This window comes from Oleispirillum naphthae, assembly GCA_027864655.1.
GTDB lineage: Bacteria > Pseudomonadota > Alphaproteobacteria > Rhodospirillales > Rhodospirillaceae > Oleispirillum > Oleispirillum naphthae.
In genome coordinates, this window is the sequence record JAQAZG010000009.1 from 143870 (window position 1) to 161052 (window position 17183).

General features: G+C 66.1%; 14 protein-coding genes. 7 read left to right on the forward strand and 7 right to left on the reverse strand.

Annotated features, from left to right (window positions below):
- Positions 1-7 precede the first annotated feature (7 nt).
- The 4 genes from O7R11_RS11245 to O7R11_RS11260 all read right to left on the reverse strand — a co-directional run bounded on the left by O7R11_RS11245 (position 8) and on the right by O7R11_RS11260 (position 5831).
- The gene (locus O7R11_RS11245; RefSeq protein ID WP_337997614.1) at positions 8-1978 is read right to left on the reverse strand and encodes a TRAP transporter permease; all 1971 of its coding nucleotides are present in this window, start codon (positions 1976-1978) and stop codon (positions 8-10) included.
- 176 nt (positions 1979-2154) lie between these two features.
- On the reverse strand, positions 2155-3135 hold the full coding sequence (locus tag O7R11_RS11250; protein WP_337997615.1) for a TAXI family TRAP transporter solute-binding subunit: 981 nt from the start codon (positions 3133-3135) through the stop codon (positions 2155-2157).
- A 93-nt stretch (positions 3136-3228) separates the two neighbouring features.
- Positions 3229-4713 carry an argininosuccinate lyase gene (gene argH, locus O7R11_RS11255; protein ID WP_337997616.1) on the reverse strand — a complete coding sequence of 495 codons (1485 nt, stop codon included), beginning with the start codon at positions 4711-4713 and terminating at the stop codon, positions 3229-3231.
- A 59-nt stretch (positions 4714-4772) separates the two neighbouring features.
- Positions 4773-5831, reverse strand: coding sequence for a mandelate racemase/muconate lactonizing enzyme family protein (locus O7R11_RS11260; protein ID WP_337997617.1), 1059 nt, complete (start codon positions 5829-5831; stop codon positions 4773-4775).
- A gap of 243 nt (positions 5832-6074) precedes the next feature.
- Between O7R11_RS11260 and O7R11_RS11265 the strand changes: the two genes are divergently transcribed.
- On the forward strand, positions 6075-6998 hold the full coding sequence (locus O7R11_RS11265) for a LysR family transcriptional regulator (protein ID WP_337997618.1): 924 nt from the start codon (positions 6075-6077) through the stop codon (positions 6996-6998).
- Positions 6999-7083: 85 nt separating this feature from the next.
- Here O7R11_RS11265 and O7R11_RS11270 read toward each other — a convergent pair whose 3' ends face one another.
- The 3 genes from O7R11_RS11270 to O7R11_RS11280 form a co-directional block, all read right to left on the reverse strand.
- Complete coding sequence (locus O7R11_RS11270; protein WP_337997619.1) at positions 7084-7971, reverse strand: glycoside hydrolase family 18 protein; 888 nt, start codon at positions 7969-7971, stop codon at positions 7084-7086.
- A gap of 65 nt (positions 7972-8036) precedes the next feature.
- The gene (locus O7R11_RS11275; protein WP_337997620.1) at positions 8037-9128 is read right to left on the reverse strand and encodes a sugar transferase; all 1092 of its coding nucleotides are present in this window, start codon (positions 9126-9128) and stop codon (positions 8037-8039) included.
- A complete protein-coding gene (locus tag O7R11_RS11280; protein ID WP_337997621.1) occupies positions 9128-10516 on the reverse strand; it encodes a lipopolysaccharide biosynthesis protein in 1389 nt (462 codons plus the stop codon). The genes O7R11_RS11275 and O7R11_RS11280 overlap by 1 nt, the downstream gene beginning before the upstream one ends.
- 111 nt (positions 10517-10627) lie before the next feature.
- On the opposite strand from O7R11_RS11280, the gene O7R11_RS11285 reads away from it, so the two are divergent.
- The 6 genes from O7R11_RS11285 to O7R11_RS11310 all read left to right on the forward strand — a co-directional run bounded on the left by O7R11_RS11285 (position 10628) and on the right by O7R11_RS11310 (position 17041).
- Complete coding sequence (locus O7R11_RS11285) at positions 10628-11119, forward strand: hypothetical protein (RefSeq protein ID WP_337997622.1); 492 nt, start codon at positions 10628-10630, stop codon at positions 11117-11119.
- Positions 11120-11209: 90 nt separating this feature from the next.
- Positions 11210-13336 carry a GumC family protein gene (locus O7R11_RS11290; RefSeq protein ID WP_337997623.1) on the forward strand — a complete coding sequence of 709 codons (2127 nt, stop codon included), beginning with the start codon at positions 11210-11212 and terminating at the stop codon, positions 13334-13336.
- Positions 13327-14043, forward strand: coding sequence for a polysaccharide biosynthesis/export family protein (locus O7R11_RS11295; protein ID WP_337997624.1), 717 nt, complete (start codon positions 13327-13329; stop codon positions 14041-14043). Before O7R11_RS11290 ends, O7R11_RS11295 begins: the two co-directional genes overlap by 10 nt.
- Before the next feature lie 19 nt (positions 14044-14062).
- A complete protein-coding gene (locus tag O7R11_RS11300) occupies positions 14063-14812 on the forward strand; it encodes a WecB/TagA/CpsF family glycosyltransferase (RefSeq protein WP_337997625.1) in 750 nt (249 codons plus the stop codon).
- Positions 14809-16158, forward strand: a complete 1350-nt coding sequence (locus tag O7R11_RS11305; RefSeq protein ID WP_337997626.1) for a hypothetical protein — start codon at positions 14809-14811, stop codon at positions 16156-16158. The genes O7R11_RS11300 and O7R11_RS11305 overlap by 4 nt, the downstream gene beginning before the upstream one ends.
- Before the next feature lie 4 nt (positions 16159-16162).
- Complete coding sequence (locus O7R11_RS11310) at positions 16163-17041, forward strand: FkbM family methyltransferase (RefSeq protein ID WP_337997627.1); 879 nt, start codon at positions 16163-16165, stop codon at positions 17039-17041.
- The last annotated feature ends 142 nt before the right edge of the window (positions 17042-17183 follow it).

The window sequence follows — 17183 nt, forward strand, 5'->3', positions numbered from 1 at the left end:
CCGGAGCCTAGGCGTCCGCGCCCGGCCCGGACGCCGCCGTGCCGTCCTTCCGCGCCGCCGCCTTTTTGTTCCGCAGATAGGCGAACCCCAGAACCACCGCGGCGACCGCCAGCCCGGCCGCATCGGAAGAGATGCCGGGCTTGATCAGCACCAGGCCGCACAGGACGAGCAGGATTCCGGAAACCTTGTCCAATTTCAGGGAAAACGCCTGCAACTGGAAACCGCAGGCGAGCAGGGTCGCGCCGATCATCGCGGATGCGGTGGCAAGCAGGATGACGCTTGTCTTGCCCACGCCCAGCAGGGACGGGCCGGAGATGAACATGAACGGCACGATGAACGCGGTGATCCCGAGCTTGCAGGCGATGAAGGCCACCTCGATCGGCTTCGCCTTGGCCAGACCCGCGCCCGCATAGGCCGCCAGCGCCACCGGGGGCGTGATCGCCGAGATGCAGGCGAAGTAGAACACGAACATGTGGGACGCCAGCTCCGAGACGCCCAGCTGCACCAGCGCCGGAGACGCCACCGACGCGCAGATCAGATAGGCCGCGGTGGTCGGCAGGCCCATGCCCAGGATCAGGCAGGCGATCATCGTCATCACCAGAGCGATCCAGAGGTTGCCTTCGGAAAGCGCGACGATGGCGCTTGCGAACTTGAGCCCCACGCCGGTCAGATTCAGCACGCCGATGACGATGCCCGCCGTCGCGCATGCGGCGATGACGCCGCAGGAGGACTTGGCGCCGTCGGAAAGCGCCTTCAGAATCCCCCGCGGGCCGAGGCGCGTCTCCTTGCGCAGGTAGGTGACCGCGATCGCGGTGACGATGCCCCAGACCGATGCGCGGATCGGGCTGAGGTCCAGCACCGCGAGGGTGAAGATCAGGACGAAGAGGGGAAGGATCAGATAGCCTTCCTTGAGGGCGACCGTCTTGAACTTCGGCAGCTGGTCCTTCGGCAGGCCGGTGAGGTTGTGCTTCACCGCCTCGAGATCGACGGTGATGAACACGGTGTAGAAGTACAGCAGCGCCGGGATCAGGGAGGCCTTGACGATCTCCATGTAGGGGATGCCGATGATCGAAGCCATGATGAAGGCCGCAGACCCCAATATCGGCGGCATGATCTGGCCGCCGGTGGAGGCCGTCGCCTCCACCGCGGCGGCGAAGGCGTTCTTGTAGCCTATGGACTTCATCATCGGGATGGTGAACGACCCGGACGAAACCACGTTGGCCACGGAATTGCCCGACACGGTGCCGAACAGCGCACTGGAAATGATCGCCACCTTCGCCGGTCCGCCCCGGTAGGCGCCGGAAACGCTCACCGCCAGGTCGATGAAGAACTTGGACGCGCCGGATACGGACAGGAACGCGCCGAACACGATGAACAGGAAGACGAACGACGCCGACGCCTGAATCGGCGTGCTGAATATCCCGTCCAGACCCATCATGTAGCTGAGGGTCTTGCCCCAGGAATACGCCCTGTGGCCGTACCTGCCGGGCAGCAGGTGCCCGAACTGGGCATAGGCGAGGAAGATGATGGCGATGGTGGGCAGAATGTTGCCGCAGGTGCGCCGCGTGAATTCCAGAACCCCGAGGATCAGGATGATGGAAACCACCAGATCGAGGGTCGTGGGGGATACGCCGATGCGGTAGACCAGCCCCTCCACCTCCACCATCAGATAGCCGAAGGCGAACACCGTGGCGGCGATGATCAGGTAATCGTAAAGCGGAATGGCGTTGCCGGACGACTTGGCCGAGCCCCGGTAGAGCGCGAAGGTGAGCACCGCGGCCATGCCGACATGGAAGGAATAGACGTACCACATCGTCACCGCCTGGATGGACAGGGCGTAGATGTGGAACAGGGACATGAAGATCGCCAAAACGTAGACGATATTGTCGATGCCGCCCGTCAGCTCCCGCCTGGAGCCTTCCTGATCGAGGTTCTTCAGATCGATCTCGTCCGAATCTTTCTTCTTCCTGAACAGCATGGCGTTCAATCCCTCAATCGAAAACGCTCCAGTCCCATCGGCGGCGGCGCGAGAGAGCCGCAGCCGATGCTCCTGCCCCCCGGACCCGTGCGGACCGCCGCGGAAACCGCATTGCGGCGGCCCGGACCGGGACCGCAGTCCCGGCCCAAGCTGCCGATGCGCCGCTTACGGAGCCGTTACTTCGCGATCAGGTTGGCGGGGATCTTCAGCCCCACTTCCTTGTAGTACTTGAGAGCGCCGGGATGCAGCGGAACGGTCATCTTCGGCACGTTCTCGAGATTGAAGCCCGCAGCGCTCTTGGAGACCGCCAGCATATCCTTGTAGTGCTCGTAGGTGGTCTTCACCAGATCGTAGACCACATCCTCGCGCGCGTCCTTCTTCACCACCACGAAGTTCCAGAAGGAAACCGCCTTATAGGGCTTCGTCTGATGCTTGTAGGTGTTGGCCGGGATCTGGTCGATGCTCCAGAACGGATACGCCTTGGAAAGCTTGGCGATGTCGCCGTCCGACAGCTGGATGAGCTTCACCTCGTGCGTCGTCTCGAGGTCGAGCAGCCAGGGCGCCGGAGAACCGGTCACGCCGAAGACCGCGTCGATGGTGCCGTCCTTCAACGAGTTGACCTGCGCTCCGGAAGGCAGGCGGCTGAGCTTCGAGGGCTTGATGCCGAGAACATCGAGAACCGCGCGGCCCGCCACGTCGCTGGTCGAGCCGACGGTGCTGACGCTGACGTGCTTGCCCGCGAAGTCGTAGATCGTGTCGATGCCGTTGCCCTTCAGCGTATAGATGTAGAGATAGCTGCTGTGGGTGGGGAACAGGCTCTGGAAGCTCTTGTAGGGGCCGTGCTCCTTCGCCCAGCCGGTCCCGGTGGTCGCCTCGCCGGCGAGCCACGCGGTGACCATGCCCAGATCCATGTCGCCTTTCTCGATCAGCTGCATGTTGGTGGTCGGGCCGGGGGTCACCTCGCAGGTGACGTCGATGTTCTTGCCCGACTTGTTGATGATGTTGGACCAACCGGCGCCGAGATTGTAGTAGGTGCCGCCCGCGCTCGACGTGCCCAGCAACAGACGCTGCACATCATACGCAGAGGCGGTGCTTGCCGCCGTAACCGTGGAAAGCATCAAACTGGCGGTAAACAAGAGAGGGACAACTCGCTTCATTTTCTCCTCCTTATTTAAATCGGTGAACTTTACATGCGCCGACCGGCCCAAGAACAAACGTATTTTCCATGAATCTTCAAACGGCAATGGCGCTCATATCTCCGCTTTCCCGATGATCCTGGCGATCTTGTCTTTCCTGGTATTTTCCGAGGATTCGATTTTACCACGCCAGTCCTGAACCTGACGGGCATGGCCCTGGAGACGCAGCCGCATCTCCTCGAGATCCTTGGACACCGTTTCCGGGGCCGGCCCGCCCAGAACGGTTCTCTTCTTGACGTTCCCCAACGGAGAAAGCGCCCTCTCCACGTCCTCGGCGGTGATCTCCAAAGGCCGCTGAAGCACCTCCATCGCGGCGTGGTTCAGCTCCTCCAGGGTCAATGCCTCCGACGTCTTCCCCTGGCGGTACAGGGGCAATACGGATTTCTTCACGATCTGATAGGCGGTCCTGAAGGAAACATCCATTTTCCGCACGATCTCGTCGGCGACCTCGGTCGCCGTGGAGAAGTTTTTGTTTGTGTTCCTCAACGCGTTTTCTTTATCGATTTCTATCTTTTCCAGAACGGCGGACATGCATTTGACCGCCGCCCTGGTTTCATCGAAAGCGCCCCACAGCGTGGTGAAGACCTCGCCGCTGGTGGCGCGGGAATGGGTGTAGGGCACCCCCTTCATCGCCGTGATCACGGAGACGAAGGCGCCGAGCAGGCAGGAAAGCTTGCCCATGGTGTGCTCGAAGATGATGGGGTTGCGCTTCTGCGGCATGATGCTGCTGCCGACGACGAATTCGTCCGGCAGTTTGAGGATCGAGAACTCCGAGGTCACCCAGAAATAGAAATCCTGGTTGATCCGCCCGATATCGGACAGCAGCATGGTCATGGCGAAGACGATGTCCGCCACGTAGTCGCGCGAGGCGACCGCATCCAGCGCGTTCTCGAGGTTCCCGTCGAAGCCGAGGTAGCTCCCCACCAGGGTCCTGTCGATGGGGAAGCCGGTCCCCGCCAGGGCGCAAGCGCCCAAGGGGTTGAGGTTGGTGCGGGCGTAGGCCGCGGCCAGGCGCTCGAAATCCCGTTCGAACGCGTGCCCCAAAGCCGCCAGGTAATACCCGAAGGTGATCGGCTGGGCGGGCTGCATGTGGGTGTAGCCGGGGATTATGGTCTCGGTGTTTTCCTCGGCGATGCGCAGCAGGACCCTTCTGAGGTCGAGCATGTCGTCGGCCGCATCCAGGACCATGTCCCGGCACTTGATCCTCTGGATGGTGGCGTACAGGTCGTTGCGGCTCCGCCCGGTGTGGAGCTTGCCGCCGACGTAGTCGCCGAGGGTGTCGATCAGGTGCGCCTCGATGTTCAGGTAGAGGTCTTCCTTTTCCGGCGTCAGCTCGATGGCGTCAACGCCCTGGGCGGAGAGTTGCCGGGAAAAGTTCAGCAGTTGCCTCGCCTCGTCCTCGCGGAGGATTCCCTCCTCGAGAAGCATCAGCGCATGCGCGTCGTCGGCCTTGAGCATAAGGTCGAAAAACTTCTCCGCCTGTCCCGCGATTTGCGGTTCAAGCAGATATTTGAAGAATACGTTCTCCCCTGCAGACACTTGCCGCTCCATCATCACACCCATCAACAGCCGTAAGCACGTCCTTCGCGCGGACGCCGTCAGTCCGCGATCGCAAATTCCCGGACCCTGTCCATATCCAATTCCACGCCGAATCCCGGCTCCTGGGAGGGATAGATGTCCCCGCCCTCGATTCTCACCGAGCTCTTGGTGATGTCCTTGAGGAAGAACGCCGGGCCGTAAATCTCGCCGCCGTAGTCGAAGCAGTTGGCCGACAGGGCGTAGTGCAGGCCCGCGGCCGTGCCGATGCTGGTTTCGGTTTGCGAGCCGAGATAGCACTTGATCCCCGCGCAATCGGCCAGCGTGGCGATCCGCCGCGCGGCGAGAATGCCGCCGGACTTGACCAGCTTGATGCTGATGAAGTCCGCGGCCCCCTTCTTGATGATCTCCAGCACGTCGTGTTCGGTGGCGGCGGACTCGTCGGCGAGAATCGGCGTCAGCGACTTGGTTCTCAGATAGGCCATGCCGTCGAGGTTCGACTTGGCGACCGGCTGCTCGAGGAATTCGAGGCCGCAATCCTCGACGCCGCGGATGAACTTGAGCGCGGTAGGCACGTCCCAGCCCTGGTTCGCATCGGCGCGGAGCGACACCTTGGACCCCGTCACCTCGCGGATCGCCTTGACCCGCTCCACATCCTCGCCGACGCTGAGGACGCCGACCTTGACCTTGATGATGCGGTAGCCTTCCTCCATGTATTCCCGCACCTCGGCGATATCCTTCTCGAGATCGGAATGGGAGGCGGAGCGGCTGACCGGGAACCTGTCCTTGGTGATGCCGCCGAAAAGATTGTAGACGGGCGTGTCGAGGCACCTTCCCAGCAGGTCGAGGACCGCCGTTTCGATCGCGCCCTTGGCGCCGTAGTTGGCGTAGAGCTTGTGGTCCATCGACGTGCAGATCTTGTTCAGGTTCATCGGATTTTCGCCGAGGGCGCATTCCGCCAGGCAGTTCACGCCCGCCTTGAGCGCGCCCAGGGTCTCGCCGGAAAATGCGGGATGGGCGATGGCTTCGCCAAGGCCGACCAGTCCGTTGTCGGCGGTCATCCGCACGATCAGGACTTCCCTGCCTTCGGCAGAACCCAGGGCGATCTTATGGGGCCTCAAGAAGGGAATCCGAACCGGAAACATATCGATTGAGGAAATCTTCGTTTTATTTGCAGAATTACCGCTCATTCTGTCGGTTCTCCTCTCAGGCAATATCGATCCCTGTCGGCGATGAACGCCCCATCGACGCTTCGAGGGTAGGGCATCGGGACAATACCGTGAAATCGATTGTTTGAATGCCCTATGCATAACACGTATACTATCTCTGCGAGAGAGTGACCGGCCAACGATTTGGGGGAAGCCATGGAACTCGAGTGGCTCGAGGACTTCCTCGCACTCAGCACAACCCTGAATTTCTCCCGTGCCGCCGAAATGCGGAACGTCACCCAGCCGACCTTCAGCCGCCGCATCCAAAGCCTCGAGCTGTGGCTCGGCGTGCCCCTGGTGGACCGCAGCACCTTTCCCGTCACCCTCACCGAGGAAGGCAAAAGCTTCCGCAGGACGGCCGAGGAGACGGTGCAGACGATCTATCGGGAACGCGACAACTGCCAGGGCCTGACGCGGCACCGGCGGAGCTTCATGGCCTTCGCCACCCTCCACACCATCGCCACCGATTTCTATCCCGACTGGATCAAGACCCTGGAGGCGGAGTTCGGCCCGCTGCGCGCCCGCATGCTGTGCGCCCCGATCCACGACTGCGTGGCGAATCTCAGCGCCAACAACTGCGACTTCATGCTGTGCTATTTCCACCCCTCCGGCCCGCTGCTGCTGGACGGCGCGCAGTACCCCTCGCTCAAGGTCGCGCAGGAGCGCCTGATCCCGGTGTCGGTCCCCGACGCTTCGGGCGCGCCGCTTTACGCCCTCGACGGCCCTGCGGACCGCGCGGTGCCCTACCTCGACTACGGGCCGCAGACCTTCATCATCAAGCTGGTGCGGATGATCCTGGCGAACCAATCGCAGGGGCCGGTTCTCGACACCGTCTACGAGAGCGCCGTCGTCTTCGCGCTCAAGGCCATGGCCCTCAAGGGCTATGGGCTCACGTGGATGCCGGAGACGGCGGTTGCCGGTGAAATCGCCGACGGAAAACTCGTCTGCGCCGGATCGTCCGCCTGGACGACGAAAATGGACATCCGGATATACCGCTCCGCCAAGCCGTTGCAGCGCGAAGCCGAGCGGTTCTGGCGCTTCCTCGCGGAAAGGCGGGCCGACAAGCCGGAGACGGCCTAAGCCCGGCACCGGCCGCCGCGCCGTTGAGCGCAGGTCGATCCCGCCGACGTCGCCGCGATCCGGCGGGGCGCGCCCGCAACCGGCGTCAGGGGGCGTGCAGGCAACCGGCCGCTTCCTGCGCGATATCGGCGGCCGAGGGTTTGCCGGGCGGCGGTTCGATGCCGAAGCCGTAGATCATCAGACCGGCCTGGGGGTCGGCGGCGAGGACGCGGCACAGGCTGCGCACCCCTTCCAACGAGATATCGGGCTGCCGGCCGTTGTCGGGCGGCACCAGGATGCCGACCGCCAGGGGGCCGGGCCAGGCGGCGCGGTAGGCGCGATAGGCCTCGGCGGCGTCGTAATCGGCGGTGGCGTTGTAGGCCATGACGTTGATCAGGTCGATCTTCTTGCCGGCTTCGTGGCGGAAGAGGCCCAGCAACTCGCCGGTGTGCGGGCTGCGCGGCTTGGCCTCCGCCCAGGCGCCTTCGCCGTATGCGGCGACGCTCCATCCGGCGATGGAGATCGTTGCCGCGGGCGGCAGGGCGGCGCGGAAGCGCTCGATGGCGAGACGCCACAACCGGCCGCCGCTGCAGGAGACGTGGGCGCCGCCATCCGGACCGCAGGCCGGATTGTCGAGTTCCATGTCGATATCCACCCCGTCGGCGCCCAGGTCCGCCACCAGGCGGGCGATCGCCTGGTGGTCGAGGGCGCGCCATGCGCCGTACGTGGCGCCGCCGACGGCGATGAGGACGCGCGTGCCGGGCAGGCGGGCCTTGCGTTCGGCGATCGCCTGGGCGAGCAGCGCGCGCGGATAGGGAAAGCTGAAGCCGGTCGAACTCAGGTTCTCGCTGCCGGAATAGACGGCATCGGGCCGCACGAACGCCAGGATGATGACGTTGACGTTGTCGGGAAGCCGGGCGAGGCCGGTATCCTCGGCGTGGAGGGCCGGGTGTTCCGCCCAGCTGAGCAGGTAGGCGACCGTGGGGCGCGGCACCGCCGCCCGGGCGGCCGGGGCAAGGCAGCAGAGGACTCCCCAGGCGGCGAGGAGAAAGAAGAAGATCAGGAAAACAGGCCGCCGAGTATGGTTCGGAAAATGATCTTGATATCCAGCCATGGCGTCCAATTTTCGATGTAATAAAGGTCTAATTGTACGCCACGCCGCGCCGTTTCGATATCGCGAATTCCACTGCGCATCCCGTTCACTTGCGCCCATCCGGTAATCCCGGGCTTGATGCGGTGGCGCGCCACGTATTCCGCAACCGTTGCGCCGTAGACGGAGTCCTCCACAAGCATATAGGGGACATGCGGCCGCGGGCCGATGACCGACATATCGCCATGCAGCACGTTGAGCATCTGGGGGAGCTCGTCGATGCTGGTCCGGCGCAGGAATGCGCCGACACGGGTGACGCGGGGGTCGTCGTCCACCACGCCGACGCGGCCGTCGTCGGCGGGGTCGTCGCGCATCGAGCGCAGCTTGAGCATCGGGAAGAGGTGGCCGTCCCGGCCGATGCGCAACTGCCGGATGAGGATCGGCCCAGGGCTTTCCAGGCGGATGGCGATCGCCGCGAGCAGCAGGATCGGACTGGTGAGTATGAGCGCCGCGACCGCCAGGCAGACGTCCTCGACCCACTTGAACAGGGAGGGGAATCCGCGAAAAGGCCGCCCCTTGATCCGCAGGAAGGGCAGGCCGCCGAATTCGCAGTAGTCCTGCCAGGGGAACTCCGGGTCCCGGTGCTCACGGGGGAGGTAGATGTCCACCGCGGTGGTGCCGATGCGCTCGATGATCTCGAACATCCGCTCGTTCGGCGCGTCGTAGAGGGTGATGATGACGGCGTCAACGGCCTCGCGTTCGACCAGCCGCCGCAGGCCCACCAGGCCGCTCTGCACGGGCTCCCGGCCGATCTCGTCCGGCGGCCGCTCGCTGCGTTCGTCGAAGACGCCGACGATCTTGTGGGTGTCCTGCGCCTCGGTGCGCAGGTATTCGACCAGCGCTTCGCACAGCGGGCCCACGCCGACCAGGGCGATCCGCGTCTGCCTTGCGGAGGCAAGAGGGCATTTCAGGAAGCGCCGGTCTTTCTCCGCCGTCGGCGCGGCGGCGGGGGAGGCGGTTGGGAATTCCGGTTTCTTGACCATCAAGACCTCGCTCGACATCACGTCTCATCGGTTCCCGGCGCACGGCCGAACAGCCGACGCGCGTAGCGCGCGGGCAGTCGCGGCCCAAGCGGCGCGGAACGCGGCAAAAGCCAGGCAACCGCCATCACCGATGCGGTGCACCCCAGCGCCAGAGGCACCGCCGACGCGATGGCGGCGCCGATCATCTGGATACGGGGGATGAGGGCGATACTGGCGGCCAGACACACGATGAACTGCATCAGGTTGATGCGTCGCAGGATGCGGCCGTGCCCGGTCATCGCCAGCACCACATCCTGGCCGGTGAACAGGGCGTTGAGGAACTGCCCGGCCGCCATCACCGCCAGGGCCGCCGCCGCGATCTCGTAGCCGCTTCCCACGAAGCCGAGGAGATACGGGGCGAGCAGCGCCATCAGGACGGCGCCGACGCCGCCGAAGAGGGCGCCCAGGACCTGCAGGGTGCGGTTGAGGGACTTCAGCGTCGCATCATCCCGCAGGCGGTGCGCGGCGCCGATGCGCGGCGCGGCGATGGTGCCGAAGCTGATGAGGACGACCCAGACCAGTTGGGTGATGCGGTTGGCGACGCTGAAGGCGGCGACGGCGACGGGAGAGACGAAAGCGCCGAGGACCAGCACCGGCATGTTGGAGATCGACACCTGCACCACCTCCACCACCGCCAGCGGCAGGGCGGTGCTGCGCAGCGGCGGCAGCGGCGGCGTATCCGCCGCCGGAACGGCGTCCGCGCGCAGGCGGCGGCGCTCGCGGGCGATCAGGCCCAGGCAGAGCAGCCCGGCGGAAGCGCCCGCCGCCGCAAACCCGGCGAGCAGGTCCGCGGCGGAGCGGCAGCCCGCCGCGACCAGAGCGAGCAGCACCAGCGGCCACCAGGCGTTCTGCAGGAACTGGGAGACGACGGGCCGCCCCAGGCCGACCAGGGCGGCGCAGAGGACGACGCAGAGGGCCTGCGGCGGGATCGCCAGGGCGGCCATGCGCAGCGCCGGAGCGAGGCCGGGCATGGAGAACACGTGGGTTTCGAGCAGGCCCGCCCCCGCCCAGCAAAGCGCCGCAACGGCGCAGGCGAGCAGGCCGCTGCCTGCCACGCCCTCCCGGATGCAGCGCGCCGCCGACGTGCCCTGCCCCACCGCAAGCTCGGCGGAGACGTGGCGGATCAGGGCGCGGTCGAGGCCCATGCGGGTAAGGGTGGAGAGCACGTGCGCCCAGGTCAGGCAGAGGAAGAAGAAGCCGCTCTCCTCCCCGCCGAGCAGGCGGGCGACGGCGAAATAGAGGACGAACTTGCCCCCCACTTCCACCCCGCGCACAAGGAGGGCGGCTCCGGCACCGCGAACCATGCCGGAAGCCCGTCCGGGCGTTGCCGGAATCTGGACCATCTCTTTCGTCTTCTGCATTTCCATCAAATCTTAAGCTTTGATAGGTTAAAAAAGCTTATCTGAGAGATGTGGGTGTTCGTGCGTGTTCCCGCTTGGAAGCAAAAAAAACAGCCATATCTAAAATGATGTCATGTCTTGGGTGTCGAGGCGGCCTCTCTGAAAATATTCCATTATTTCACAATGGGTTACGGTAAAAACGCCATGTCGGAAGTCGGCCCGGTGTCTGGAGGCCAGGCGTTTTTCAGTGCTGCGCCGCAGCGGGAACGGAAGAGAAGACGAAGCCCGGCCCGTGCCCTCGCCCTGGCGGCCGTGGCGTTTTTTCTGCGCGTTCCCCCGGCGGCGGCGGAATTGATGCAGAAGGACCGCGGCGACGTCCGCTATGAGGTGCGGGAGTATTTCCGCTCCGTTCTGCCCTACGGATGGTGGGCGACGGATGCGGTGATGGATCCATGGGGATGGCGCGTCGATCTGCACATTCCCGATAACTGGGGGGGAAACCCCGCCTCCGCCGCGATGTCGCTGTGTCCCCCGCGGGGAAGCGTCGTCTGGACGGCGGTTCGGAGCCTGTTCATTCACCCGTATTGGCAGAGCCGCAGGTGGGCGGGGTTCCAGTGCCGAAAGCCCTGAACCCGGGTTCGAAAGGCATGCGAAGGTGAATATCCCGCCAGAACTGGAGAGACGGACTTGACGGCAACAGTTCCTTCGGGGGCGGACCCCATGACTTCCGGCAGCGCAGCCCCACGCCCCACCTTCACCCTGCGCGACGGCCTGTCCTCGGCGTTCTTCCACCGCAAGGTCATCCTCGTCAGCCTGCTGCTGCCGGTGCTGCTGGCGGCCCTGGCTGCGCCGAGCTTCCCCCTGCTCTACACCGCCGAGGCGCGGCTGATGGTGCTGTTCAGCCGCGAGCAGTCCGGCGCCCAGGACCTGATGGGCGTGCCGTCGATGATCTCGGTAGACGGGCTGCGGGCGACGGAAACCGAGATGGGCATCCTGCGGTCGAGCGAGGTGATCCAGGGCATGATCGGCGAGATCGGCGCCGAGACCCTGTTCCCCGAGTTGAAGCAGCGGCGTTTCCTGGGGCTGCTGCCGCCCTATCCGCCGGAGACGCGCCGCCAGCACGCGATCGAGATGGCGCAGAAGCGGGTCCGCGTCGATACCCCGTCCAACTCCAACCTGGTGAAGGTGTCGTTCGAGCACGAAAACCGGGAGATCGCCCTGGAGGCGATCCGTTCGCTGGTGGACATCTACCTCGACCACCGCTTCAAGGTGTTCGAGAACGTCCGCTCCCCCTACCTGCTGAAGGAGGCGGAGAGGTATCTCCACGACCTGCACGTCACCGAGCGTCGCCTCTCCGACCTGAAGTCGCGCTACAGCATGCTCGACCCCAAACAGGAAACCCTGCTGGCGGTCAACCAGATGGACAGCATCGTCCAGCGCAGCCGCCAGATGGCGGAGCGCCGGGTGGCGGTGCGCGCGGAGATCGACGAGGCGCAGAAGTTCCTGGACGAATTGCCGCAGGTGGTCGGCAGCTTCACCGAGAAGTCCAACCAGACCGACAACGACCAGGCGCGCAACCAGCGCCTCGCCCTGCAGCTGGAGCGCGACCGGCTGATCGAGCGCTACCAGCCGGACTACCCCCGCATCCAGGAGATCGACACGCAGCTGAAGGCGATCGATACCTTCATCGAGAAATACCAGCCCGAATACGAGACCAGCCGCCAGGTCCGCAACCCCGCCATCGAGTTCTTGACCAACCACCTGCTGACCCTGAGGGTGGAAGCGGAGGCGGTGGACCGCCAGGTGGCGGAACTGACGGAGCAGAAAGTGCGGGCGCAGGAGCGGATGAACGACCTGCTGACCGTGGAACCGACGATCAAGGACCTGGAGCGGCTCTACTCGGTGCAGGAGGAGAACTACCGCGAATACAGCCGCCGTGCCGAGGCGGCGCGGCTGGAGGAGGCGGCGGCGCGTTCCCGCAGCGCCAACGTGCGGGTGATCGAAGCCGCGTTCGCCTTGCCGAGCGGGCACAGCATGCTGCCCAGCCTGCTTGCCGGGGGGCTGTTCATCGGGGTGCTGCTGGCCGCCCTGTGCGGCCTGACGGCGGCGCGCGGGCGGCAGGTGATGCTGACCCCGGGCGAGGTGGAACGGCGCGTCGGCCTGCCGGTGCTGGGAACCTTCGACGACGCCGGGCCGGAGCGCAGCCGCCAGAATTCCGACGAGATGATCTTCCTCGCCAACCGCCTGCGCGATATCGGCGAGGACGGGCGGCGGCTATCGGTGATTCAGGTGGTCGCCCCCTCGCAGACGGTCGGCCGGCACGGGCTGGTGCGCGGGCTGGCGCTGGAGGTGGCGCAGGGCTACGGCCAGAAGACGCTGCTGCTCGATCTCGACGAGACCTATTCCAAACACCGCGAGAACCTGATCGCGCCGGATGCCGCGCGCCTGCCGCTGTTCGCGCCGGAGATCGCCCCCGCGGGCGGCAGCGAGGCGCCCGAGGTCTGGGAGACGCTCCAGCCCAACCTCTACCTCACCGCCAATGCGGCGGCCTCGGTCTTCGGCGACCCGCGGATGGACCGCCCGCAGATCCGCGAGGTCCTGGACAAGCTGGCGGCGGCGTTCGACCTGATTCTCATCGATGTGCCGCCGCTCAACGCCAACCGCGCCGGCCTGCGCTATGCGCCCCTGGTCGATGGCTCGATCCTGGTGGTGCGGGCGGAAACCACGCGCCTCGCCACCGCACAGTACGTCCGCGACGCCATCCTCTCGGTGGGCGGCGACATGCTGGGGGCGTTGGTGGCCGGGCGGCGCTATTACATCCCGAAAGGAGTCCTGCGGTGGCTCTGAGACCGTTCCGCTTCCTCATCCTCGCCGCGGCGCTGCTGGTTGCGGCCTGCGGCGGCACCACCGTCACCCCCCGGGACCGCAACCCCCAGGGGTTCGCCGCGTGGAGCGACGCGGCGCCGCCCTATCTGATCGGCCCGGGCGACCATCTCTCCGTGATGTACCGCAAGACCCCGGAAATGGACGAGACCGCCGTGGTGCTGCCCGACGGGCGAATCACCCTGAAGACCACGGGCGTCGTCTCGGTCATGGACCAGACCGTCGAGGAAGCCACGGCGACGCTGACGGAGAAGGCGCGGAAGCTGCTGCGCGACCCGATCGTGACGGTTGCGGTGGCCGATGCGGTTTCGGCCAAGGTGTACGTGGACGGCGCGGTGGCCCGCCCCGGCGCCTACCCGATCAACGGGCGTATCGGCGTGATGGAGGCGATCGCCCAGGCCAACGGCTTCCGCGACGAGGCGCTGCTGAGTTCGATCGCCCTCATCCGGCGGTCGCCGCGCGATACGCCGATGCTGAAGGTGATCGACCTGCAGGGCTTCCTGGAGGGCGGCGCCGCGGCGAAAACCGCCGACGTGCCGCTGGCCGCCGGCGACATCGTCTTCGTGCCGCGCAGCTCCATCGGCGAGTTGAACCTCTGGATCGAGCAGTTCGTGAACAGGGCCCTGCCGTTCGGCCGTGCGTTCAGCTACACCCTGAACCGCGACCTGTGAGGCCGGAATGATCCGCGCGGTGCCCGTCCTGCCGTACCTCGGCGTCGCCTTTACCCCCCTGGGGCTGGACGAGGCGGCCGCCGCGGTCGCGGAAAGGCCGGCGGACGCGCCCTTCGCCTATGTGGTGACGCCGAACGCGCAGCACGTGGTGCGGATCAACCGCGCGGACCCGGATCTCACCACCGCCTACCGCGATGCGTGGCTGCGCCTGTGCGACAGCCGGGTGCTGGCGCTGCTCGCCCGCCTGCTGGGCGGCCCGGCGCTGCCCGCCGCCGCGGGAAGCGATCTCACCGCGCGGCTGTTCCGCTCGGTCATCCGCCCCGACGATACGGTCACCGTGGTCGGCGGCGATGCGGAGATGGCGGAACGCCTGCGCGGCATCTACGGCCTGCGCGCCCTGCAATGCCATTTCCCGCCGATGGGCCTGCTGCGCGATGACGCGGCGATGCGGGCCTGCGTCGATTTCGTGGCGGCGCATCCCGCGCGCTTCGTGTTCCTCGCCGTCGGCACGCCGCAGGGCGAGGCGATGGCGCAGCGGATATTCCGGCACGGCGGCGCGACCGGCACGGGGCTGTGCATCGGCGCTTCGCTTCTGTTTCTCACCGGGCAATCGCGGCGCGCGCCGCTGTGGATGCGCCGCCTCGCCCTGGAATGGCTGTACCGCCTGCTCGCCGACCCGCGCCGCCATTTCCGGCGGGTATTCGTCGAATCCCTGCCCCTGGTGGGGCTGGTGGCGGCCGACCGCTTGCGCAGGGCGTTCGGGCGATGAGCCGGGGGCGCATCGTCGCACCGTCGGGGCGGATCGGCCGCATCCGCCCGCTCCCCGGCAGGGGAGGGCCGAGGACTCCGCGACCCGCCGCGCCGCAGGGCGCGGAGGAGGCGCAAGGCGGGGCGAAAACCCTGATCCTTTTCGTCGCGCTCCCGATGTTCCTGCAGTCCTTCCACTACATGGTCGATGCGGGCCCCCTCTACTATCTCTCCAAGGCGTGGCCGGTGCTGGCGTTCCCGCTCGCCCTTCTCTGCCTGCGCGGCCGCCTGACGGCGGCGCAGGGCGTCTATGGCCTCACCCTGGTCTATGTGGCGGGGGTGACGCCCGCCCTGTCGATGATCCACTTCGGCAATTCGGTGTTCGACGCCCTGGCGACCACCGCCAAGGTCTGGCCGCTGACCTATTTTTTTTCCGCCCTCGGCGGGCTGCTGCTGCTGAAGCCGGGGGAGGAACGCCTGCGCCGCGTCGTCCTGGCGCTGGGGATCGCCACCTTCGCGGTGATGTGGGCGCTGTGGCTGATCGTGCCGAAGTCCTTCTATGCCAGCAGTTCCGCCGTCACCAAGCTGTTCCTGTTCGACTACGAGCGCGGCTACCGCATCTACATGCCGATGACCTTCGGCCTGATCCTGATGTTCTTTTCCGCCCGGCGCGCCCTGTCGTCCTTATCCGCGTGGGCCTGGTGGGTGCCGGTCGGCTTCGGACTGATCAGTCTGCTGGTCATCTACAAGCAGCGCACCACCATCGCCGCCGCGCTAGTGGTCGTGGGGCTGATCGCGCTGCGCAGCCTGCCGCGGCGGTTCATCCTCGGGCTGGTCGGCGTCGGCGGCACCCTTGCCCTGCTCGCCGCCCTGACGGTGCTTCTGGGGGGCGACGGCGGATGGACCGAGACGCTGATCGGTTCCCTCGGCGCGTCGCTCTCGGTGCGGCAGGAGACGGCGGCGACGGCATCGCGCTACCTGCTCGTTTCCCCGCTGTCGTGGATCTTCGGCGTCGGCTCGATCACCCGCTTCAGTTCGATGACGCTGAACGACGTCTTCGGCTCCGATCTGTTCTTCCTCGCGGATATCGGCTGGCTCGGCGTGGTCTTCGAGTACGGTGCGGTGGGGGCGGTCCTCATTCTCATGATCCATGCCGTCGGCCTGCGCCGTGCCCTGCGCCGCGCGCCGGTGCGCGCCGGGACCCCCGCCGGGGATTTCCGCCGAGCCCTGGGGGACATGATCATAATGGTCTGCCTGGAGACGGCGATCTACTCTCCGGTGTTCACGCCGGGCATCGTCGCCGCGCTGACGGCGAGCCTGATTTATCTGGATGCGGAGTTCTCCGCGCACGGCACAGGGAAGGGATGACGGAATGACCGGTCGGATCGTATCCAAGGTTCGCAAGCTGTTCGACCACCCCGGGTTCAAGGCGCATCCGGCGGCGGTGCTGTGGCGGTGCGCGGCGCTGCTCGTCCGCGTCGCGCTCGGCCGCCCGATCACCTTCCATCTCACCGCCGACGGCGAGAGGCTGCAAGTTCCCGCCAACCTGCGCTACACCACCCTGACCGCCTTCGTGATGCGGGATCATCTGGAGCCGGAGCTGCACCACTTGCCCAGGCTGGTGCGCGCGGGCGACGTGTTCATCGACATCGGCGCCAACATCGGCGTCTATTCGCTGCGCGCGGCCAGCCTCGCCGGGCCGCAGGGACGCATCGTCGCCGTCGAGCCGGGCGCCGATGCGCTCGCCGCGCTGCGCCGCAACATGGCGCTCAACCCGGAGCGCGCGGTGACGGTGGTGGCCGCCGCGCTGGGCGACCACACGGGCACGGCAACCCTCTACCATGTCGGCAATGGGTACGACCCGCAGGCCTTCTCTCTGCTCTCGGACGAAACCGCCAACGGCGAGGAAAGCGTGCCGCTGACGACCCTCGACGCCATGTGCGCCGATCTGGCCCTTGCGCAGGTGGACTGCGTGAAGATGGACGCCGAAGGGGTCGAACCTCTGGTTCTCGCAGGCGGGCGGGCGACCCTGGAGCGCTTTCATCCTGCGGTGATCCTGGAGATGAACATCGCCACCCTCGGGCGGCGCAGCAGCCCCACGCATCAGGCCTGGGATTTCCTGGAGGGCCTCGGCTACGGCTTTCACCGCATCATCGACGACGCCCCGGTGAAGCTTTCCGCGCCGCCGCAGGATTTCTGCAACGTCATCGCCACCCACCCCGCGAACGACCGTCTCGGCGGTTTGCTGTGACGGGGGCGGATACGGCAAAGCGGGCGACTGATGTCGCCCGCTTGTGCATTGTATTAGTTTAGGTATTTGGTTGCGGGGAGAGGATTTGAACCTCTGACCTTCAGGTTATGAGCCTGACGAGCTACCGGGCTGCTCCACCCCG